Here is a 17,193-nt window from a genome sequence, read left to right as displayed (position 1 = left end):
AAAAACCGTAGTAGGTGTTGTACCTGTGGCCCCCAAGGCTGCTATGGCTTGGGGGGCCATGTATTTGTTGGCAGCCATTCAGGCGGATGTCGTTAAGGAGTCGGCAAGCCGATACACCCTGGCGTTCCAGTAGCTGTTGCCTGACTGGCTGTGAAGCTTCCAGCCGGCCGTTTTCAATTTATTGGCAATCAGGCTGTTCATCACGCCGTGTCCCAACAGCAGTACCGCCCCCTGAGACGCCGCGAGATCGGCCAGTTTGCTGCTGGCGGCCGCGGCGCGTTTTTTGGCTGATGACAGGGATTCGACATTTTTCGCGTAGCCGCACAGCCACAGGAGACGAAAAATCACCACCCAATGCAAGGGGCGTAAACGTAACAGCGGTACAGATAAAACCGGCAGCTCGGCTTCGCAGAACAGGGCGTCGCTCTCGTGGGGTTGCAGGCCCAGCAAGGCCAGTGAAGCCAAGGCTCTTGGCAGGGTGCTGGCGACGACATACCGGGGTTGCGAAGACAGCGTCCTGGCGTTTTCGGGCGGCGTATCGGCGATGCCCGCAAGATTGTATTGATCGATCCAGGCGCGCATCTCACGGGCGCTCTGAAGCTTGTCGGTATCGATGTTTGGCTGACCATGACGCAGTAGAATGATGTCCATTTATCGCCCTCCCTTCGGCGGCGCATTATGGCACAGCGCCGATGTGTCGGCAGCGGTTTGCACGACCTGGCGCACCGGATGCTAATCCGTTTGCTGCCTGCGGGGTGAATTTATTGCGTATTGAGATTCGGGGGGCGCTACGGGGGAGATAGAGCACGCCGGATGGCGTGCTCCAGGGTAGGACTCTCTTGGGCGATTATTTCTCGTCCGGCAGAGCGTAAGCGACGATGTAGTCGCCCAGCTTGGTGCCGAAGGAGCCATGTCCGCCTGCGGAAATCACCACGTACTGCTTGCCGTTAACCTCATAGGTCATTGGCGTGGCCTGACCACCGGCCGGCAGACGCGCTTCCCACAGTTTGTCACCGTTGGTTACGCTGAAGGCGCGCAGGTAGTTGTCCGCGGTTGCGCCAATGAAGAACACATTACCGGCGGTAGAAACCGGCCCGCCCAACATCGGCATGCCCATCTTGAACGGCAGCGGCAACGGAGAGCTGTCGCGCACGGTACCGATGCGTTTTTTCCACACGATGTCGTTGGTTTTCAGGTCTACTGCGGAAATATAACCCCATGCCGGCTGTTTGCATGGCAGGCCAAACGGCGACAGGAACGGGTTCAGGGTCACGCCGAACGGCACGCCATACTGTGGCTGCACGCCGGCTTCGGTGCCGCTGCCGCCTTTGTCGTCGGCTGGCGGTTCAATCGGGTTGCCCGGGCCGCGTGGAATCAGTTTGGAAACGAACGGCAGCGCGATCGGGTTGGCGATGGCGATTTGACGATCGGTATCGACAGACAGGCCGCCCCATTCGAACATGCCGAGGTTGCCCGGGAACACCAGCGTACCCTGCTCGGAAGGCGGGGTGAAGGTGCCTTCGTAACGCATGCTGTGGAACATCACCCGGCAGACCAGTTGGTCATAGATGGTAGCGCCCCACATATCCGCGCCGGTCAGTTTTTTCTCCGGACGGAAAGTCAACTCGGAGAACGGCTGGGTCGGTGACAAGCGGTCGCCTTTGGCCGGGCCTTGCGGGACCGGTTTTTCTGGCGCCGGCACCACCAACTCGCCGTTGGTGCGGTTCAGCACGAAGATATTGCCGGTTTTTGTAGGTACGTAAATCACCGGCACCTTGTTGCCGCTCTTGTCGGTGATATCCGCCAGAGTAGGCTGAGCCGGCACGTCCATATCCCACAGATCATGGTGCACGGTCTGATAGAACCAGGCCAGCTTACCGGTGGAGGCATTCAGCGCCAGCAGGCCGCTGGCATAACGCTCCATTTCCGGCGTGCGGTCGCCGCCCCAGATATCCGGGGTGGTCACGCCCATCGGCAGATAGACAATGTCCAGTTTGGCGTCATAGGCGGCTGGCGCCCAGGAGTTCGGTGAGTTCGGCGTGAAATGGTGCTCGTCCGCCGGGATGGCGTTCGGATCTTTGGCACCCGGATCAAAGGCCCACAGCAGTTTGCCGCTGTTGACGTCAAACCCGCGGATCACACCCGAAGGCTCACGGTTGGAATAGTTATCGGTAACCGCACCGGCAACGACAATCACCTTATCGGTGATCACCGGCGGCGATGTCGGCTCATAGTGGCCTGGAGTCGCATACGGCATATTGCTTTGCAGATTCAACTCGCCGTTATTGGCGAAGTCGGCGCATGGCTTGCCGGTTTCCGCATCCAGAGCAAACAGACGGCCGTCATTCACCGGCAGGATAATGCGGCGTGCGCACTGTGCCGGAGAGGCCTCGGCCGTTGCGCCGGCCGCTGCGGTGGTTTCATGGTAAGACACGCCGCGGCAGGTGATGTGCTGGAAGGTCGGGTTGAATTTCAACTGAGGGTCGAACTTCCACTTCTCTTTACCGGTGGCGGCATCCAGCGCGAACAGCTTCTGGTGAGGCGTACACAGATAAAGCGTGTCGCGGATTTTAATCGGGGTGACTTCGTTGGTGATTTCGCCCGGATCGTTGGCGGTTTTCAGGTCGCCGGTCTGGAAAGTCCAGGCTTCCTTGAGTTGGCCCACGTTTTTGTCGTTGATCTGGCTCAGCGGGGAATAGCGAGTACCTTCCTGCGTGCGGCCATAAGCCGGCCAGTCGGCGGCAGACGCATCCGTTTCGGCTTTGACCTGCGCCGGTTCCAGGGTGCCGTGGATCTCTTGCGGATCGTTAAACACCGCATAAGCCAGAACGCCCACGGTAATCACCAGCGCGATGCTCAGAGCACCGTACGCCAGCTTGCCGTTGGCGATAAGCCGACGATAGATAAAAGGCAACACCAGCCACAGGCCGAAGAAGAAGGTGACGTCCAGACGCGGCGTCAGTGCCCAGAAATCCGGGCCGACTTCCCACAGCGCCCAGACCGTGGTACCAAGCAGAAAGAGGGCGTACACCAACAGCGCGGTGGCGCGGCGGCGGAACAGCAGCCAGGCCGTGACCAGCAATACCACGCCGGCGATGATGTAGTACAACGAACCGCCGAGCTTAGCCAACCAGATGCCCCCGGCCAGCAGATAGAGCCCGCTCAACACGGCGAACAGCGCCGTTATGATGACGAGCGGCGACAATGACGCTTTATTTTGCATAGTATTATCCTTACCAAAAATGAAAAGTCCCCGATTTAGAGATTAAGCTAAATCAAAAAAAACACTCGGTTTCTCCTTAAAAAACCAGGGTGACGCAAACCCTGTCCCGCGTTTTTGCCTCAGGGCGCTTTACCTTCTCCAAAGGGGGCGCTGCCACAGGTGATAGCCTGGGTTGCCGCCCGGTCTTGGTTTTATGATTGGTCAACCGATCATTGTTACCGGTAACGGTGCGAGAGTATCCGGATGCTTCCAACGGGTGTCAATGCCCGACAATTTATTTCCCTAGCTATTGCCGTACAGATGTAGGGGATATTTGACAGGTCGCCATTGGGCTTAAGGGGCGGTTTTCAATTATTTCGTTTTTCTCTCGGAACTTTCTCATCTCAGGTGCATTTTTCACGCTTCAATTTAAATATAAATAACCAATGCTTTGATTTTTTTTATTTTAAAATTCTATTTGTTCTTGGTTGTTATTATTGTTCTTGTTTTTTTATTGCGTTATAAATTTGGCTGAAATATACCTGATTTATGTTTTACTTATTGTTTTAATTGTATTTTATTTATTTTTATTTTGCGTGTTATTTGTGTAAAAAATAAAATAATATTCGATCTCATATTTTCTTAAGTGTTTACATTAACAGGTCGCCTACTTTGCATGCGGAGGCGCTGCCGTGCTGCGCCAATGCCGCCAAATATATAACCATGGATTATAACTAAAAGGGATTGAATTAATGAAAGTAATTTACGCCTCGCCTTATACCCAAACTTTTTGGAATGAATATATTCTTAACCCACAATCATGTGAATACAACTTGGTGCTTGACCAAACTATTGAGGGTGCTCTGGATATCAACCGCCTCCGTGCTGCGGTGGAGAGCATGAGCCGGAATTATCTTCTTTTTCACCATGTGCTGGAGGATAAACACCCGCAACTGCGGTGGGTAAAAACGACAAAGAACATCACCCTTGAAATAGTCGCTGCCGATTGCGACGTCAGTAAATTGATTAATACACCTTTCGATCTCAGAGAGGGGCCGCTGTGCCGGTTTTATCTGATTGAACTGGCGCCACAACGCTATAATTTCATTAGTGTTGTCCACCACGTATTGGTCGATGGTCTTGCCGGCCAAGAGTTTTATAACGCCATTTCCACTTATTACAATAATCCGAGCGCAGCGGAATTGCCGGCCGGCAGCATCGATAGCCTCAATGGGCTGTATCGACAATATGAAGAGGATATTTCAGGGCTCAGACAGGCATTCGATTCGCGCGCCTTCTGGCGCGATCTGCTGGCTGACTGCCCGCCACGCGTGGAGCTGCCTTATCTCCCCGATCCTTCCGTTTCAGCGGGCAGCGCCGGCGAAGTCCGTTTCGCGTTGCCTTTTTCCGAGTGGCAAAGCCTGAAGTCCGGTATCAAATACGCCAATCCTTTCCTGATATTCAAAACGCTGTGGGCGCTGCTGATTGCCCGCCTGTCGCCGCAGGAAAGGGTGTATATCGGTTATCCCATCGCTGCGGAGGGCGGGAGCGCGTTGTACTACGGCGCTCAGGTCAACACCGCCGTTTTTCCGCTGACGCTGTCGCCGGGGGCCACCTTCAGCCAGCTATACCGGGCGACCCTGGGCTACAGCAAAGCGCTAAAAGCCACGGGCAAACTGCGACACAGCAAATTGCCGATTTACGACATGTTGGGGCAAAGCCAGATCCGCCAGTTGAACGTCAACTTTACCCAGGCTTATCTCAAGGATGCGCCGTTGAGTCTCGGAGAGTGCAGGGTTGACGTTAATCACCGTTTCAACGTTGATCTGGCCGGTTCCGAGCTGCTGCTGGAGTACCAACCTTCCGAACGTGCTTTTGAATTCAGGTTGCGTTACCGGTCGGATTTGTTCGATGAGACGCAGATGGCTGAAATGGCGGAACAGTTCTGTCATCTGTTGCGCAATGCCCTGAACGAACCGGATTCGCCGATCGCTTCGCTGCCGCAGTTGACGCCGCCGCAGACCCGCCGTTTAAACGATCACTGGGAGAGCGGTGAGGATGCGCCATCGCAGCAGGCAATGGTCTTGTTCGCCAGCGTCGAAAGGCATGCCCGCCTCTATCCTGAGCGCATCGCACTGACCGACGCCCGCGCTGAGCTGAGTTACGGGCAGTTGGCGCAGCGCAGCGATCAACTGGCGCAGCGGCTACGCACTGAATACCTGAGACTGCACGGCGAGGAGATGCTTCCGGATACGCCGATCCCGCTGTATTTGCCGCGCAGTGTGGATGCGGTGGTGGCGATGTTGGCCATCATGAAGGCGGGCGGCGCCTATGTGCCGTTGGATCCTGAGGCACCGGCACAGCGGCTGGCTTACATTCTGCAGGACGTGAACAGCCCGATTATCATGACCGAAACCGCGCTGCAAGCCGCAGTACAGCAGTTGTCGCCGGCCAGCCACTGTCTGTTGGCGGATGTGCAGTTGCAGGAAGGAGGGGTGATTGCGCTACCTGTCGTGCGAGCGCAACAACTGGCTTATGTGATTTACACCTCCGGCACCACCGGGCGGCCAAAGGGCACGCTGTGCGAACATCAGGGGGCCGTGAATATGATCGAGGGGCATACCCGGCGCTTGCTGCACCGGGAGCGCGGTGTGCTCAACGGTTTGCAGTTCGCCTCGCTGGCTTTCGATGCGCATGTGTTTGAAGTGTTCGTGGCGCTGAGCAATGGACACCGTCTGTTTATCGCCAGTGAGCAACAACGCCGGGATCCCGCGTTGCTGTGCGAGCAAATGGCGGTGTGGCAGATTCATTTTTGCTTCCTGCCGCCGGCGTTGCTCAACACGCTGCCGGCGCTACCGCCCTCGGTGCGCCATCTGGCCATGGGAGGAGAAGCGGCCTCACGGGCGGTGCTCGATCATTATCTGGCAAGCGGCCTGCAGGTGGTCAATATGTATGGACCGACCGAAGCTTCGGTCAGCGTCAGCCTCAACCTTTATCGCCGCAACGGCGCGCGCAATATCGGCCAGGCTATCGCTAACATGCGCTGTTACGTGGTGGATGAGCATTTTAATCTGCTGCCGCTGGGGGCTGAAGGCGAGTTGTGCCTGGCCGGCATCGGCCTGGCGCGGGGATATCTGAACCTGCCGGAACTGACGTCCTCCGTTTTCATTGCCAATCCTTTCAGCCAAGAGGCGGATTACCGCCGCCTATACCGCACCGGCGATCGGGTGCGCCGCCTGCCCGATAACAGCCTGGAGTATCTTGGCCGTCACGATCAGCAGATCAAGATCCACGGTTATCGCATTGAACTGGGTGAGATAGAAATGCAGATGCGCGCCATCGAGGATGTGGCCGAAGCGGTGGTGGCCGCGCGGCCGGGAACGGCGACGCAGCTGGTGGCCTGGTATGTGTTGCAGCCCGGCAGCCGGTTGACCGCCGACGAAATCCTCCAACGGCTGGCGGCACAGTTGCCGCACTATATGCTGCCGACGGCGCTGATGGCACTGCCGTCGATCCCACTGACGGTAAGCCGGAAAGTGGATTACCGGGCATTGCCGGAGCCGACTCCGTTCGAACGACAAGGTGCGTTCCGCCAGCCGGGCACCCCGCTGGAAAGCCAGTTACTGGCGCTGTTCAACCGGCTGCTGGGCTGCCGGGCGGGCATAGACGATCACTTCTTCCGCCTGGGCGGCAACTCCATTATGGCCATCCGGCTTTGCCACGAAGTCAATAAGCTGCTGGGGGTGCAGATCTCGGCGTTGACGCTGAACCAGCATCCGACGGTGGCGACATTAAGCGAACATATCAACCGGCAGCAACAGGCATCGGAGGATACGGCGATTGTCGCCAGCGGGCTGCGGGAAGCGCCGCTGTCGTTCCAGCAATCCCGGCTGTGGTTTATGCAACAGTTGTCGGGCGGCGCTACGCACTATCTTTCCCCGGTGCTGCTGCGGCTGTCCGCCGGGGTTGACTGCGAGCTTTTCATTAAAAGCCTGCAGGCGCTGGTGAGCCGTCATCAGGTGCTGCGCAGTCTGATCCGCCAGGATGAGCGGGGGGAGGCCAGCCAATGGGTAAGCGAGGAGGTATTGCCGGTACCGCTCCACCTGCTGAGCGCCGAGGCGTTTTCCGTGGCGCTGTCGCAAGCACTGCAACAGCCGATGGATCTCACCTGCGAGCTGCCGTTGCGGGCGACGCTCTACCGCTATCCTGAGCCTACGGGAGGCGAGATCGCCGCCTGCCTGCTGGTTTTTCACCATATCGTTTTTGATGGCTGGTCGCTGGAGGTGCTGCTGAAAGAGCTGGACACGCTCTATCGCCATTTCCAGCGCTCGCCGGCAAATCCGCCTGCGATGCCGGGCCTGCAGTATCTCGACTACGCGCTCTGGCAGCGTGCGCCGGAGAACGCGAGCCGCCAGGCGGACGATCTGGCCTTTTGGCAGCGGGAACTGGATGGCTGCCAGCAGCTCGACATCCCCTTGGATTTTGTCCGACCCACCGCCTTCGACGAGCGCGGCGACAACAGCGAAGTGACGCTGTCGGCGGAGCTGGTGGCCTCGCTTGACGGGCTGGCGCGCAGAGAAGGGGTTACGCTGCATGCGGTGCTGCTGGCGGGCTTTACCCTGTTGTTGTCGCGCTATACCGACCAGAATGATGTGATGGTGGGCACGCCGCTGGCTAATCGCGGCCGGCCGGAGCTGGAGGGGGTAATCGGGTTCTTCGTCAATACGCTGCCGCTGCGCAACCGGTTGGATCATCAGCACAGTGTAACGGCGTTTATCCGCCAGGTTGCGGCCACCACGCTGCAAGCACAGCAGCACCAGGAACTGTCGCTGGAGCTGTTGGTCGACAGCCTGAAGCTGCCGCGCGACTTTTCACGTCATCCACTGTTCCAGGTGATGTTCGCACTGGAAAGCGGAGCCAATGCGACGGAGCGTCCTGACTGGCTGTCGGTGGTCGATCTCAGCGACCATGAGCGGACCGCCAAGTTCGATCTGACCCTGACACTGGCGCCGGATGAGCAGCGGCTGCGTGCCCGTTTCAACTTTGCCGTGGCGCTGTTCAGCCAGGCGTCGATAATGCGGCTGGCAGGTTACTACGTCGCCATTTTGCAGCAGATGGCGCAACATAACGATTGGCCGCTGGAAAACATCCGCTTGCAGCCGCAGCGCCCGCTGGCGCAACCGGCACCGGCATGCTCCGGCGCATTCGAGCGCACCTTGCAGAATGATTTCATCCGCCATGCCCAGCGTAATCCGCAGGCGGTGGCGGTGATCGATGAGTTGGGTGAAATGACCTATGGCGAATTGTACGAGGCGGCGCTGACGCTTGCCACCCAACTGCGGCGGCAGGGGCCAATCGTCGGCGAGGCCATCGCTATCATTGCCGACAAAGGGCGCCGACAACCGGTCGCCATGTTGGCGGCGCTGATGTGCGGCAAGGCGTTTCTGCCGATGGATGCAAGCTGGCCGTTGCAGCGACGGTTGGCGGTGATGGCGCAGGCCGAGATCAATACGCTGTTGAGCAGCGCGCCCTGGCCGACCCGCGAGATTAACGTTATCGAACTGGGTGCCGACGGCCTTGCCCTCGGGCTGCCGGTGTCTACGCCGCTGCTGCCGGCGATCGACGCCGCCCCGGACAGCCTGGCGTATATCATTTTCACGTCGGGTTCGACCGGTACGCCAAAAGGCGTGGCGATCGAACACCATAGCGTGGTGAGCACGCTCGACGCCACCCGGCGCTATTTTGCCCTCGATGAGCGGGATCGCAGTCTGGCGATCAGCGCACTGAGTTTTGATTTGGCGATCTACGATATTTTCAGCCCGCTGAGCGCAGGCGGTGCGGTGGTCATGCCGGCCGAACGGGACCGGGTCAACCCGCAGGCCTGGTATCAATTGATGATCGATCACCGGGTTACGGTATGGCTGAGCGCCCCGGCGTTAATGGAGCTGTTGCTGGATTATGTCAAAGGGGGAGGGCTGATGTCCGGCCCTGAGCCGGCGCTGCGTGCGGTGATGGTGGGCGGCGACTGGATCGCCACTTCGCTTCCGGCGCGTTGTCGCGAGTGGGCGCCGCGCAGCCGCTTTTTCAGCGCAGGCGGCGCCACCGAAGCGGCGATATTCTCGATGTTGTACGAGGTGCAACGCGAGCAAGCGATTTTGTCAGCCAGCATCCCCTACGGCAAACCGCTGGCCTACCAACGCTGCTATATCCTGGACGCCTGGCTGCGACCGGCACCTGAAGGGGTCAGGGGTGAGATTTATCTGGCCGGTGCAGGGCTGGCGCGGGGTTACTACGGTGATCTGCAGCGAACCGCAGACAGTTTCTTTTGGCATGAACAGCTGCAGGATCGCGTCTATCGCACCGGCGACGCCGGACGTCTGCTTGAAGACGGCAATATTGAGTTTTTGGGGCGCCTCGATCAACAGATTAAGCTTAACGGCTACCGTATCGAACTGGGCGAAATTGAAAATATTGCGCTGTCTTATCCTGCCGTCACCGCCTGCTGCGTGGTGTTGATTACCCAGCCACAGCCCTATCTGGCCGCCTATTTTGTCGCCGACGAAGCGACAGATACCCGAATGCTGGCGCAGCATCTGAGCAGCCAACTGCCGCAGTATATGATGCCGCAGGCGTTTATCCAGTTGGAGCGGTTACCGCTGACCGAGAACGGTAAAATTGCCCGCCAGGCGCTGCCGCTGCCGGAGGTGGAAGCGCGCGAATTCGCCGCGGCGGAAAATGCCTGGGAGAGTGCCTGCGTTGCCATCTGGCGCGAACTGCTGCAACGGCCGGACATCAGCGTGGAGGATAACTTCTTCTCGCTGGGCGGCAATTCGATTCTGGCGATCCAGGCTTGCTATCAGATCGGCCGACGCTTGCAGCGTGAGGTCACGCTGAGCGAACTGGGGCAGTTCCCGACCATTCGCTCCCTGTGCCAGGCCCTGCGGCAGCTCGGCGGCGGCGAAGCGTCGCTATCGATACCGGCGTTGCAGCGGCAGGCTTACCCGCTGTCGTCTGCGCAGATGCAGCTGTGGTTTATCGAAAATCTGAACGGCGGCAGCAACCTCTATCATGTGCCGATGCTGTTTCGCCTAGACGAGGATGTTTGCCTGACGGCCTATGCCGACAGCCTGCAGGCGATCGTCGCCCGCCATCAGGTGCTGCACAGCCTGATTGACCGGACGCACTCCCACATTGCCGTTTCTCAATCTTGCATGCAGACGCTGTGCGTGGAGCGATTGACGATCGACGCACAGCGCTGGCGGGATCGGTTGAAGCAAGATATCGACCGGCCGTTCGCACTGGATACCGAACTGCCGATCCGAGCCTTTATCTATGAGCTCACGCACCCCGACGGTGGCCGCGAACGTTACAGCCTGATCCTGGTGCACCATCTGGCGTTCGACGGCTGGTCGCAGCGGCTATTTGTGCAGGAGCTGGACTGCCTGTATCAGGCGCAGCGGCAGGGGCACCCACCGGCGTTGCCGCCGCTGGCGCTGCAGTATGGCGATTATGCCGTCTGGCAGCAGGAGTACCTGGCATCGGCGCAGGCCGAAGGGGTGAAGTCCTATTGGCGGCAACGGCTGGCGGGGTGGCAAACGCTGGAGATGCCGCTCGATTTTGTGCGCCCGGCCCAGTTCGACCACCAGGGCGCCAATCACGCCATCAGCCTGCCCGAGGCGTTGATCGCGCAGGCGGAGCATTTTGCGCACCGTGAAGGGGTAACGCCTTTTGCGTTGTACCTGGCGGCGTTCAACCTGTTGCTCGGTTGCTTCAGCGGTCAGCAGGATATTTTGGTCGGCACGCCGGTCGCCAATCGCCCGACGGAGGAGACGCGCTCGGCGATCGGCTTTTTCGTCAACACGCTGCCGCTGCGTTCGCAGATCGACGACGGCCAGCCGTTGGCCGACTACGTGCATCAGGTATTCGACGGCGTGCTACAGGTGCAGAAATACCAGAACCTGCCGCTGGATCACCTGATCGATCTGCTGCAGGTGCCGCGCGATCTGTCACGGCATCCGCTGTTCCAGGTGCTGTTCGTGCTGGAGGATGACGGCGCGCAGCCGTCATCGCCGGAGTGGCTGAAGCCGCAAAGCCTGATGGCACACTATCAGGCGGCGAAGTTTGACCTGACGTTGAGCATCCAATTGGCGAAGGGCGCCGGGCAGGCGGTATTCAACTACGCCACCGCGCTGTTCAGCCCGGCCACGCTGGAACGGCTGTCCGGCTATTATCTGGCAATCCTGCGGCAAATCGTCGAACACGGCGAACTGCGTGTCAGCCAACTGGCGCTGGTGCCGGAAGAGGAGGTAGCGCACCAACGAGCCCTCCGCCAGTCCTGCCTGCCGTACTATGACTTTGAGCGCGCCATCCATCATGATTTTATCCAGCAGGCCGCCCGCTATCCGCAGCGGGTGGCGATCGTCGACAGCCTGGGCGAACTGAGTTATGGCGAACTGTACCGGGCGGCGCTGACCCTGTCGCTGCAACTGCGTGAACACGCGGATATGACGGCCGAAACCCTGGCGGTAATGGTTGACAAGGGGCGGGCGCAAATTATCGCGGTGCTGGCGGTGGTGATGTCCGGCAAGGCCTACCTGCCGCTGGACAGCGCCTGGCCGGAACGCCGTTGCCAGGACATTATCGACCAGTCGCAGACCCGGGTGATCCTCAGCAGCAGGCCGTGGCGGGAGACCGGCGGGGCCAGAGTGCTGGTTGTCGATCCGCAGGGCGCGGTGGCCGAATTGCCGCCCGCGTCGCCGGGGAAACCGCTGTTGCCGGCACCATCCGCGCTGGCCTACGTGATCTTTACCTCTGGTTCCACCGGTGCGCCGAAAGGGGTGGCGGTAGAGCATCGCGGCGCGGTGAACAGCATTATCGATACCCTGCGCCAACTGGATCTCGGCGCGGAAGATCGAGCGCTGGCGCTCAGTGCCTTGAGTTTTGATATCTCGGTGTTCGACCTCTTTGGCCTGCTGTCGGTGGGCGGCACCCTGGTGATGCCGTCAGAAGCCGAACGCTATCAGCCGCAGGCTTGGCATCGCTTGCTGATGACTCAGGGCGTGACCTTCTGGAATTCGGCACCTTCGGTGATGACCCTGTTGGTCGAGCAGCTTGAAGCCGGGGCCGCAGAGGCCTGTTGGCCAGCGCTGCGCAACGTGGTGCTGGTGGGCGAGGTTATTTCCCGGCAACTGCCTGCCCGCATTCGCCAGTGGCGACCGGGTTGCCGGGTGATCAGCGCCGGTGGCGCCACCGAAAGCTCCATTTGGTCGATCCTGTATGACATCCCGGAAACGCCGATAACCGCGCCCAGCGTGCCCTATGGACAAGCGATGGCGCACCAGCGCTTCTATGTGCTGGATCGCCATCTGCGGCTACTGCCGCCTTGCCTGCCGGGCGAACAATACATCGGCGGGGCCGGTGTGGCTCGCGGCTATTATCGCAACCCGTCGCTGACCGACGAAAAGTTTATTTATCATCCTGAACTGGGGGAGCGGTTGTATCGTACCGGCGACGCAGGCCGCTACCTGCCGGACGGCAATCTGGAGTTTTTGGGGCGGATGGATTTTCAGGTCAAAATCAACGGTTACCGGGTGGAACTGGCAGAGGTCGAACAGCGAGCGCTGGCGTTTGGCCCGATAAAATCCTGTTGCGCCCTTGTGTTGCAGGAGGCGTCGCAACATCGGCTGGCGCTGTACTATGTCAGCGATGAAGCGCTGGCGGAACCGGCGCTGCTGGCGTTTATGAGTCAGCGGTTGCCGTTGTACATGATCCCTACTGCGCTGATGCGCCTGGAGGCCTTACCGTACAACTCCAGCGGCAAGCTGGATCGTAAAGCGCTGCCTGCGCCGGCGGCGCGTGAACTCAATGACTATGTTGCGCCGGGAAATGCGCTGGAACAACGGCTGTGCGCGTTGTGGCAACAGGCATTGCAGTGCGATCGGGTCGGCATGACGGACGACTTCTTCCAACTGGGCGGCACCTCAATTCGGGCGATCTCGTTGTGCCTCAGCATGGCGGAGCTGCTGGGCACGCCGATCCCGGTGGTCAGGCTTTTCCAGCAACGTACGTTGAAGAACCTGCTGGCGGCGGGTGATCAGCCTTTGGTGATGCCGCTCAATCGGCCGGCCGGCGATGCGCCTGCGTTGTGGATGATTCACCCGGCGCTGGTGGGTGCGGAAGCCTTTCACTCCCTGGCTCAGGAATTGCAGGGGGAAATAAACTGTTATGGTGTTGATAACTATAATCTTTACCACAGTCAGACCATAGATTCTCTCGGTAACATCGCCGAGCTGTATCTGAGTGAAATGACCGCCAACGGCCTGTTGAGCCCGGCGGGGCCGATACACATTTTGGGGTGGTCATTGGGGGGCATCATTGCCTTGGAGATCGCCGCCAGGCTGGAGGCGCGCGGGCACTGCGGCGTCCGCCTCTGTCTGCTGGACAGCTTCTATCGGCAAACGTCGGCAGAGCTGCCGCTTGAGCAACTGCTGTCGGCGTTGGGCATTGATGGCGATGCGGCCCGGCGCGCTATGTCGGTGGCGCAGGCTGAACAGCGCCTGGCGGGGGGAAGGCTCAGCCGCAGGCTGCAAACTACCCAGGTGACCCTGTTCAAGGCGATGCAGGTGAATCCGCAACTGCCGCAAGGCGTGATGGAGCCGCTGCTGGCGATAGCGGACAACGGCTTGAGCGCCGTTTGCGAACGTTTGACGGTGATCCCGCTGGCCTGTCACCACCACAACATTCTGCAATGCGGGGAGGAGATAAAGGCGGCGCTTAACGCAGGGCAATGACGCTAATGGGGAAGGCGGTAGGCGCCATCGTCTGATTTATGAGTCAAACTCATAAACTCAAGCGGATTTACTCCATAGTCACCGTCGCCACGCTCTTCTACAGTAATCACACGATAATCGGCCCCCAGAAAGTACATCGGGGGTCAGTGCGATTCACCCGGAGGAATGAAATGCAAACACGCAAATTGGGCAATGGCGGTCTGGAAGTCTCGGCGTTAGGGCTGGGTTGTATGGGCCTGAGCTTCGGTTACGGCCCGGCGACCGACAAGCAACAGGCGATTGCCCTGATTCGTTCGGCCGTGGAGCAGGGCGTGACCTTTTTCGATACGGCTGAGATCTATGGCCCGTTTACCAATGAGGCGCTGGTGGGCGAAGCCCTGGCACCGGTGCGCGATCACGTGGTGATCGCCACCAAATTTGGTTTGAACTGCCGCAGCCGGATGGCAGGCAGGTGCTTAATAGCCGGCCTGAACATATCCGCCAAGCGGTGGAAGGATCGCTCAAACGCCTCAATATCGAGACCATCGATCTGCTTTATCAGCACCGGGTTGATCCCAATGTGCCGATTGAGGACGTCGCCGGCACGGTAAAGGCGCTGATCCGGGAAGGGAAGGTAAAACATTTCGGGCTGTCGGAGGCTGGGGCGGAAACTGTCCGTCGCGCCCATGCGGTGCAGCCGGTTACGGCGTTGCAGAGCGAATATTCGCTGTGGTGGCGCGAGCCGGAGCAGGACATTTTACCGACGCTGGAAGAACTGGGCATCGGTTTTGTGCCGTTCAGCCCGCTGGGGAAAGGCTTCCTCACCGGGGCCATCAATGAAAACACCACCTTCGACAGCGGCGATTTTCGTAACATCGTGCCGCGCTTCAGCGCCCAGGCGCGCAAAGCCAACCAAAGGCTGGTGGACGTGCTGGGGCAGATCGCTCAGCAAAAGGGCGTGACTTCGGCGCAGATTGTGCTGGCCTGGCTGTTGGCGCAGAAACCCTGGATTGTGCCGATCCCAGGCACCACCAAACTCCATCGCCTTACCGAGAACCTCGGTGCGGCGGAGGTCGTGCTGGCGGCGGGTGAATTGAGCAGTATCGAAGAAGCGCTTGCCGCCATTGAAGTGCAGGGCGCGCGTTATCCGGCGCATCTGCAAAAAAACGTCGGGCGTTGATCACATCCCGCCTGCCAGGCTTGTCGGCAGGCGGGTTATCCACGATTAGCGCTGATAGCGCAACGCTTCGACAAACAGGGCGAAGGCGGTGGTGTGCTGCCTGCGGCTGGGGTAATAGAGGTAATAGCCGGGAAAAAGCGGGCACCATTCATCGAGAACACTCACTAAACGGCCGCCGGCCAGCTCGTCGGTGACGGTATCCTCCGGCACAAAGGCGATGCCGAAGCCGAGCAGCGCCGCGTCAATGCGTTGGCGCAGGCTGTTAAAGATCAACTGGCCCTCTACGCGCACTTTTATCTCACGCCCGTCTTTTGCAAACTCCCAGGCATAGAGCCCGCCCATCGTGGGTAAGCGCATATTGATGCAGCGGTGGTTTTGCAACGCCTGCGGCGTGTTCGGGATGCCGTATCGCTCGAAATAAGCGGGTGAAGCGACCGGCACCATGCGCATATCCGGCGCTATCCGTACGGCGATCATGTCCTTGGCCACCTGTTCGCCCAAACGGATCCCGGCATCAAAGCGGCCGGCGACAATGTCGGTCAAGGTGTTATCGACCGTGATTTCGACATTAATGTCCGGGTAGTCGGCCAGAAATGACCTCAGCATCGGCCAGAGCACCGAGTCGACGGCATGTTCCCCGGCGGTGATGCGAATGTTGCCCGCCGGCCGTTCGCGCATCTCGCTTAAGGCATCCAGTTCGCTTTCGATTTCCGCAAAACGCGGGCCGATGCTGTTGACCAGCCTTTCGCCGGCTTCGGTAGGGGCAACGCTGCGCGTGGTGCGGGTCAATAGCCGCAGCGCTAGCCGTTCTTCCAGACCCCTAATGGCATGGCTTAATGCCGATTGGGAAACGCCGAGCTTGGCCGCCGCTTTGGTGAAACTGCGTTCACGCGCCACGACAAGGAACGAAATCAAATCGTTAAAGTTTTCTTTTAACATGCGGCACCTTAACTCCGGCGGGATCAATACCGGCATTCTATACGCTTGCCGGGGGCATCACACTCGAACACTCATGAATTAAGCTCATAGGTCCTTGCGTATTTTGCTATCTAGTCCCGGCAGCGGCGTGGCGTTATCTTTCTCTTTCGTGCCATCTTAACGGGAACACCCAGTGAAATTACTCGCAGCGTCTACCCTTGTTTTATCCATGTCAGCACCGGCAGCCATTGCCGAAACGGAGGAAAAAGTGAAAATTCAACGCAGCGGTTCCCTGCCATCCCGACCAGGTCCGGAAGATTACTTTACCGGCAAAGTGCGGATTGATGCACCTTTTGCCGGCACTGAACCGGCCCGCGTGGGCGGCGCCACCGTGACCTTCGAACCCGGCGCTCGCACCGCCTGGCATACTCATCCGCTGGGGCAGACGTTGATCGTCACCCAAGGGCGCGGCTGGATCCAGGTGTGGGGCGACCCGATCCAGGAGATGAATCAGGGCGATATCGTTTGGATCCCCGAAGGGGTCAAGCATTGGCACGGCGCTACCCCGGAAACGGCCATGACCCATATCGCCATTGCCGAATCCCTCAACGGCAGCCCGGTTGACTGGATGGAGAAGGTTAGCGACGAGCAATACCGGCAATAAGAGCGGCGGTATTACCGGCGAATTAAGCGATAAACGCCTGTTTAACGGCGGTTACGCATTGTCAGCTTGCTCGCAAAAGCGCAGGCAATTGCCGAAGGGATCGGTGAGGTTCAACTGTCTTCCCCAGTCAAGGGTTTCAACCCCCGGACGGGCGTAACGGTACTGTTTCGCCAATAGCTCCCGCTGCAAGGTATCGATATCGTGGGTTGGAATGAACACCGCTGAACCGGGCGTACTGTCGCCGTAGTGCTCGCTGAGATGCAGCGTCAGACCGGAACGTGATATTTGGGCATAAAGCGGCAGGTCCTCGCTAAAACGGTGCTCCCAATCCAGCGTAAAACCGAGAAAATCCAGATAAAACTCTTTGGCTTTTTCAACCGAGAAGATACGGATAATGGGAATGGCGGCGGAGAATTCCATGTGAGAGTCCTTTAGAAGCCCCTGACGGGCGATACAACGT

At 59.2% G+C, this 17,193-nt stretch carries 6 protein-coding genes and 1 pseudogene; 3 read left to right on the top strand and 4 right to left on the bottom strand.

What is annotated here, in order from left to right:
- Positions 1-78: 78 nt before the first annotated feature.
- Both SERAS12_RS15830 and SERAS12_RS15825 read right to left on the bottom strand, forming a co-directional pair.
- Positions 79-651, bottom strand: a complete 573-nt coding sequence (locus tag SERAS12_RS15830; protein WP_013813601.1) for a hypothetical protein — start codon at positions 649-651, stop codon at positions 79-81.
- Positions 652-847: 196 nt separating this feature from the next.
- Positions 848-3,223, bottom strand: a complete 2,376-nt coding sequence (locus tag SERAS12_RS15825; protein ID WP_013813600.1) for a glucose/quinate/shikimate family membrane-bound PQQ-dependent dehydrogenase — start codon at positions 3,221-3,223, stop codon at positions 848-850.
- Between the two features lie 731 nt (positions 3,224-3,954).
- Here SERAS12_RS15825 and SERAS12_RS15820 point away from each other — a divergent pair.
- Positions 3,955-13,992 carry a non-ribosomal peptide synthetase gene (locus tag SERAS12_RS15820; RefSeq protein WP_013813599.1) on the top strand — a complete coding sequence of 3,346 codons (10,038 nt, stop codon included), beginning with the start codon at positions 3,955-3,957 and terminating at the stop codon, positions 13,990-13,992.
- Between the two features lie 170 nt (positions 13,993-14,162).
- Positions 14,163-15,151 (top strand): annotated as a pseudogene (locus SERAS12_RS15815) (aldo/keto reductase).
- A 45-nt stretch (positions 15,152-15,196) separates the two neighbouring features.
- On the opposite strand, the gene SERAS12_RS15810 reads toward SERAS12_RS15815, so the two are convergent.
- Positions 15,197-16,090 carry a LysR family transcriptional regulator gene (locus SERAS12_RS15810; RefSeq protein ID WP_013813598.1) on the bottom strand — a complete coding sequence of 298 codons (894 nt, stop codon included), beginning with the start codon at positions 16,088-16,090 and terminating at the stop codon, positions 15,197-15,199.
- Positions 16,091-16,337: 247 nt separating this feature from the next.
- On the opposite strand from SERAS12_RS15810, the gene SERAS12_RS15805 reads away from it, so the two are divergent.
- Positions 16,338-16,733 carry a cupin domain-containing protein gene (locus SERAS12_RS15805; protein WP_006319298.1) on the top strand — a complete coding sequence of 132 codons (396 nt, stop codon included), beginning with the start codon at positions 16,338-16,340 and terminating at the stop codon, positions 16,731-16,733.
- Between the two features lie 51 nt (positions 16,734-16,784).
- On the opposite strand, the gene SERAS12_RS15800 is transcribed toward SERAS12_RS15805, so the two are convergent.
- Positions 16,785-17,153: a glyoxalase superfamily protein gene (locus tag SERAS12_RS15800; RefSeq protein ID WP_013813597.1), complete on the bottom strand. Its 369-nt coding sequence runs from the start codon at positions 17,151-17,153 to the stop codon at positions 16,785-16,787.
- Between the last annotated feature and the right edge of the window lie 40 nt (positions 17,154-17,193).

Origin of the sequence: Serratia sp. AS12, from assembly GCF_000214195.1 — a bacterium.
Classification (GTDB): Bacteria; Pseudomonadota; Gammaproteobacteria; order Enterobacterales; family Enterobacteriaceae; genus Serratia; species Serratia plymuthica.
The sequence above is the reverse complement of the archived record's forward strand: the minus strand, read 5'-3'. Positions and strand labels throughout refer to the sequence as shown.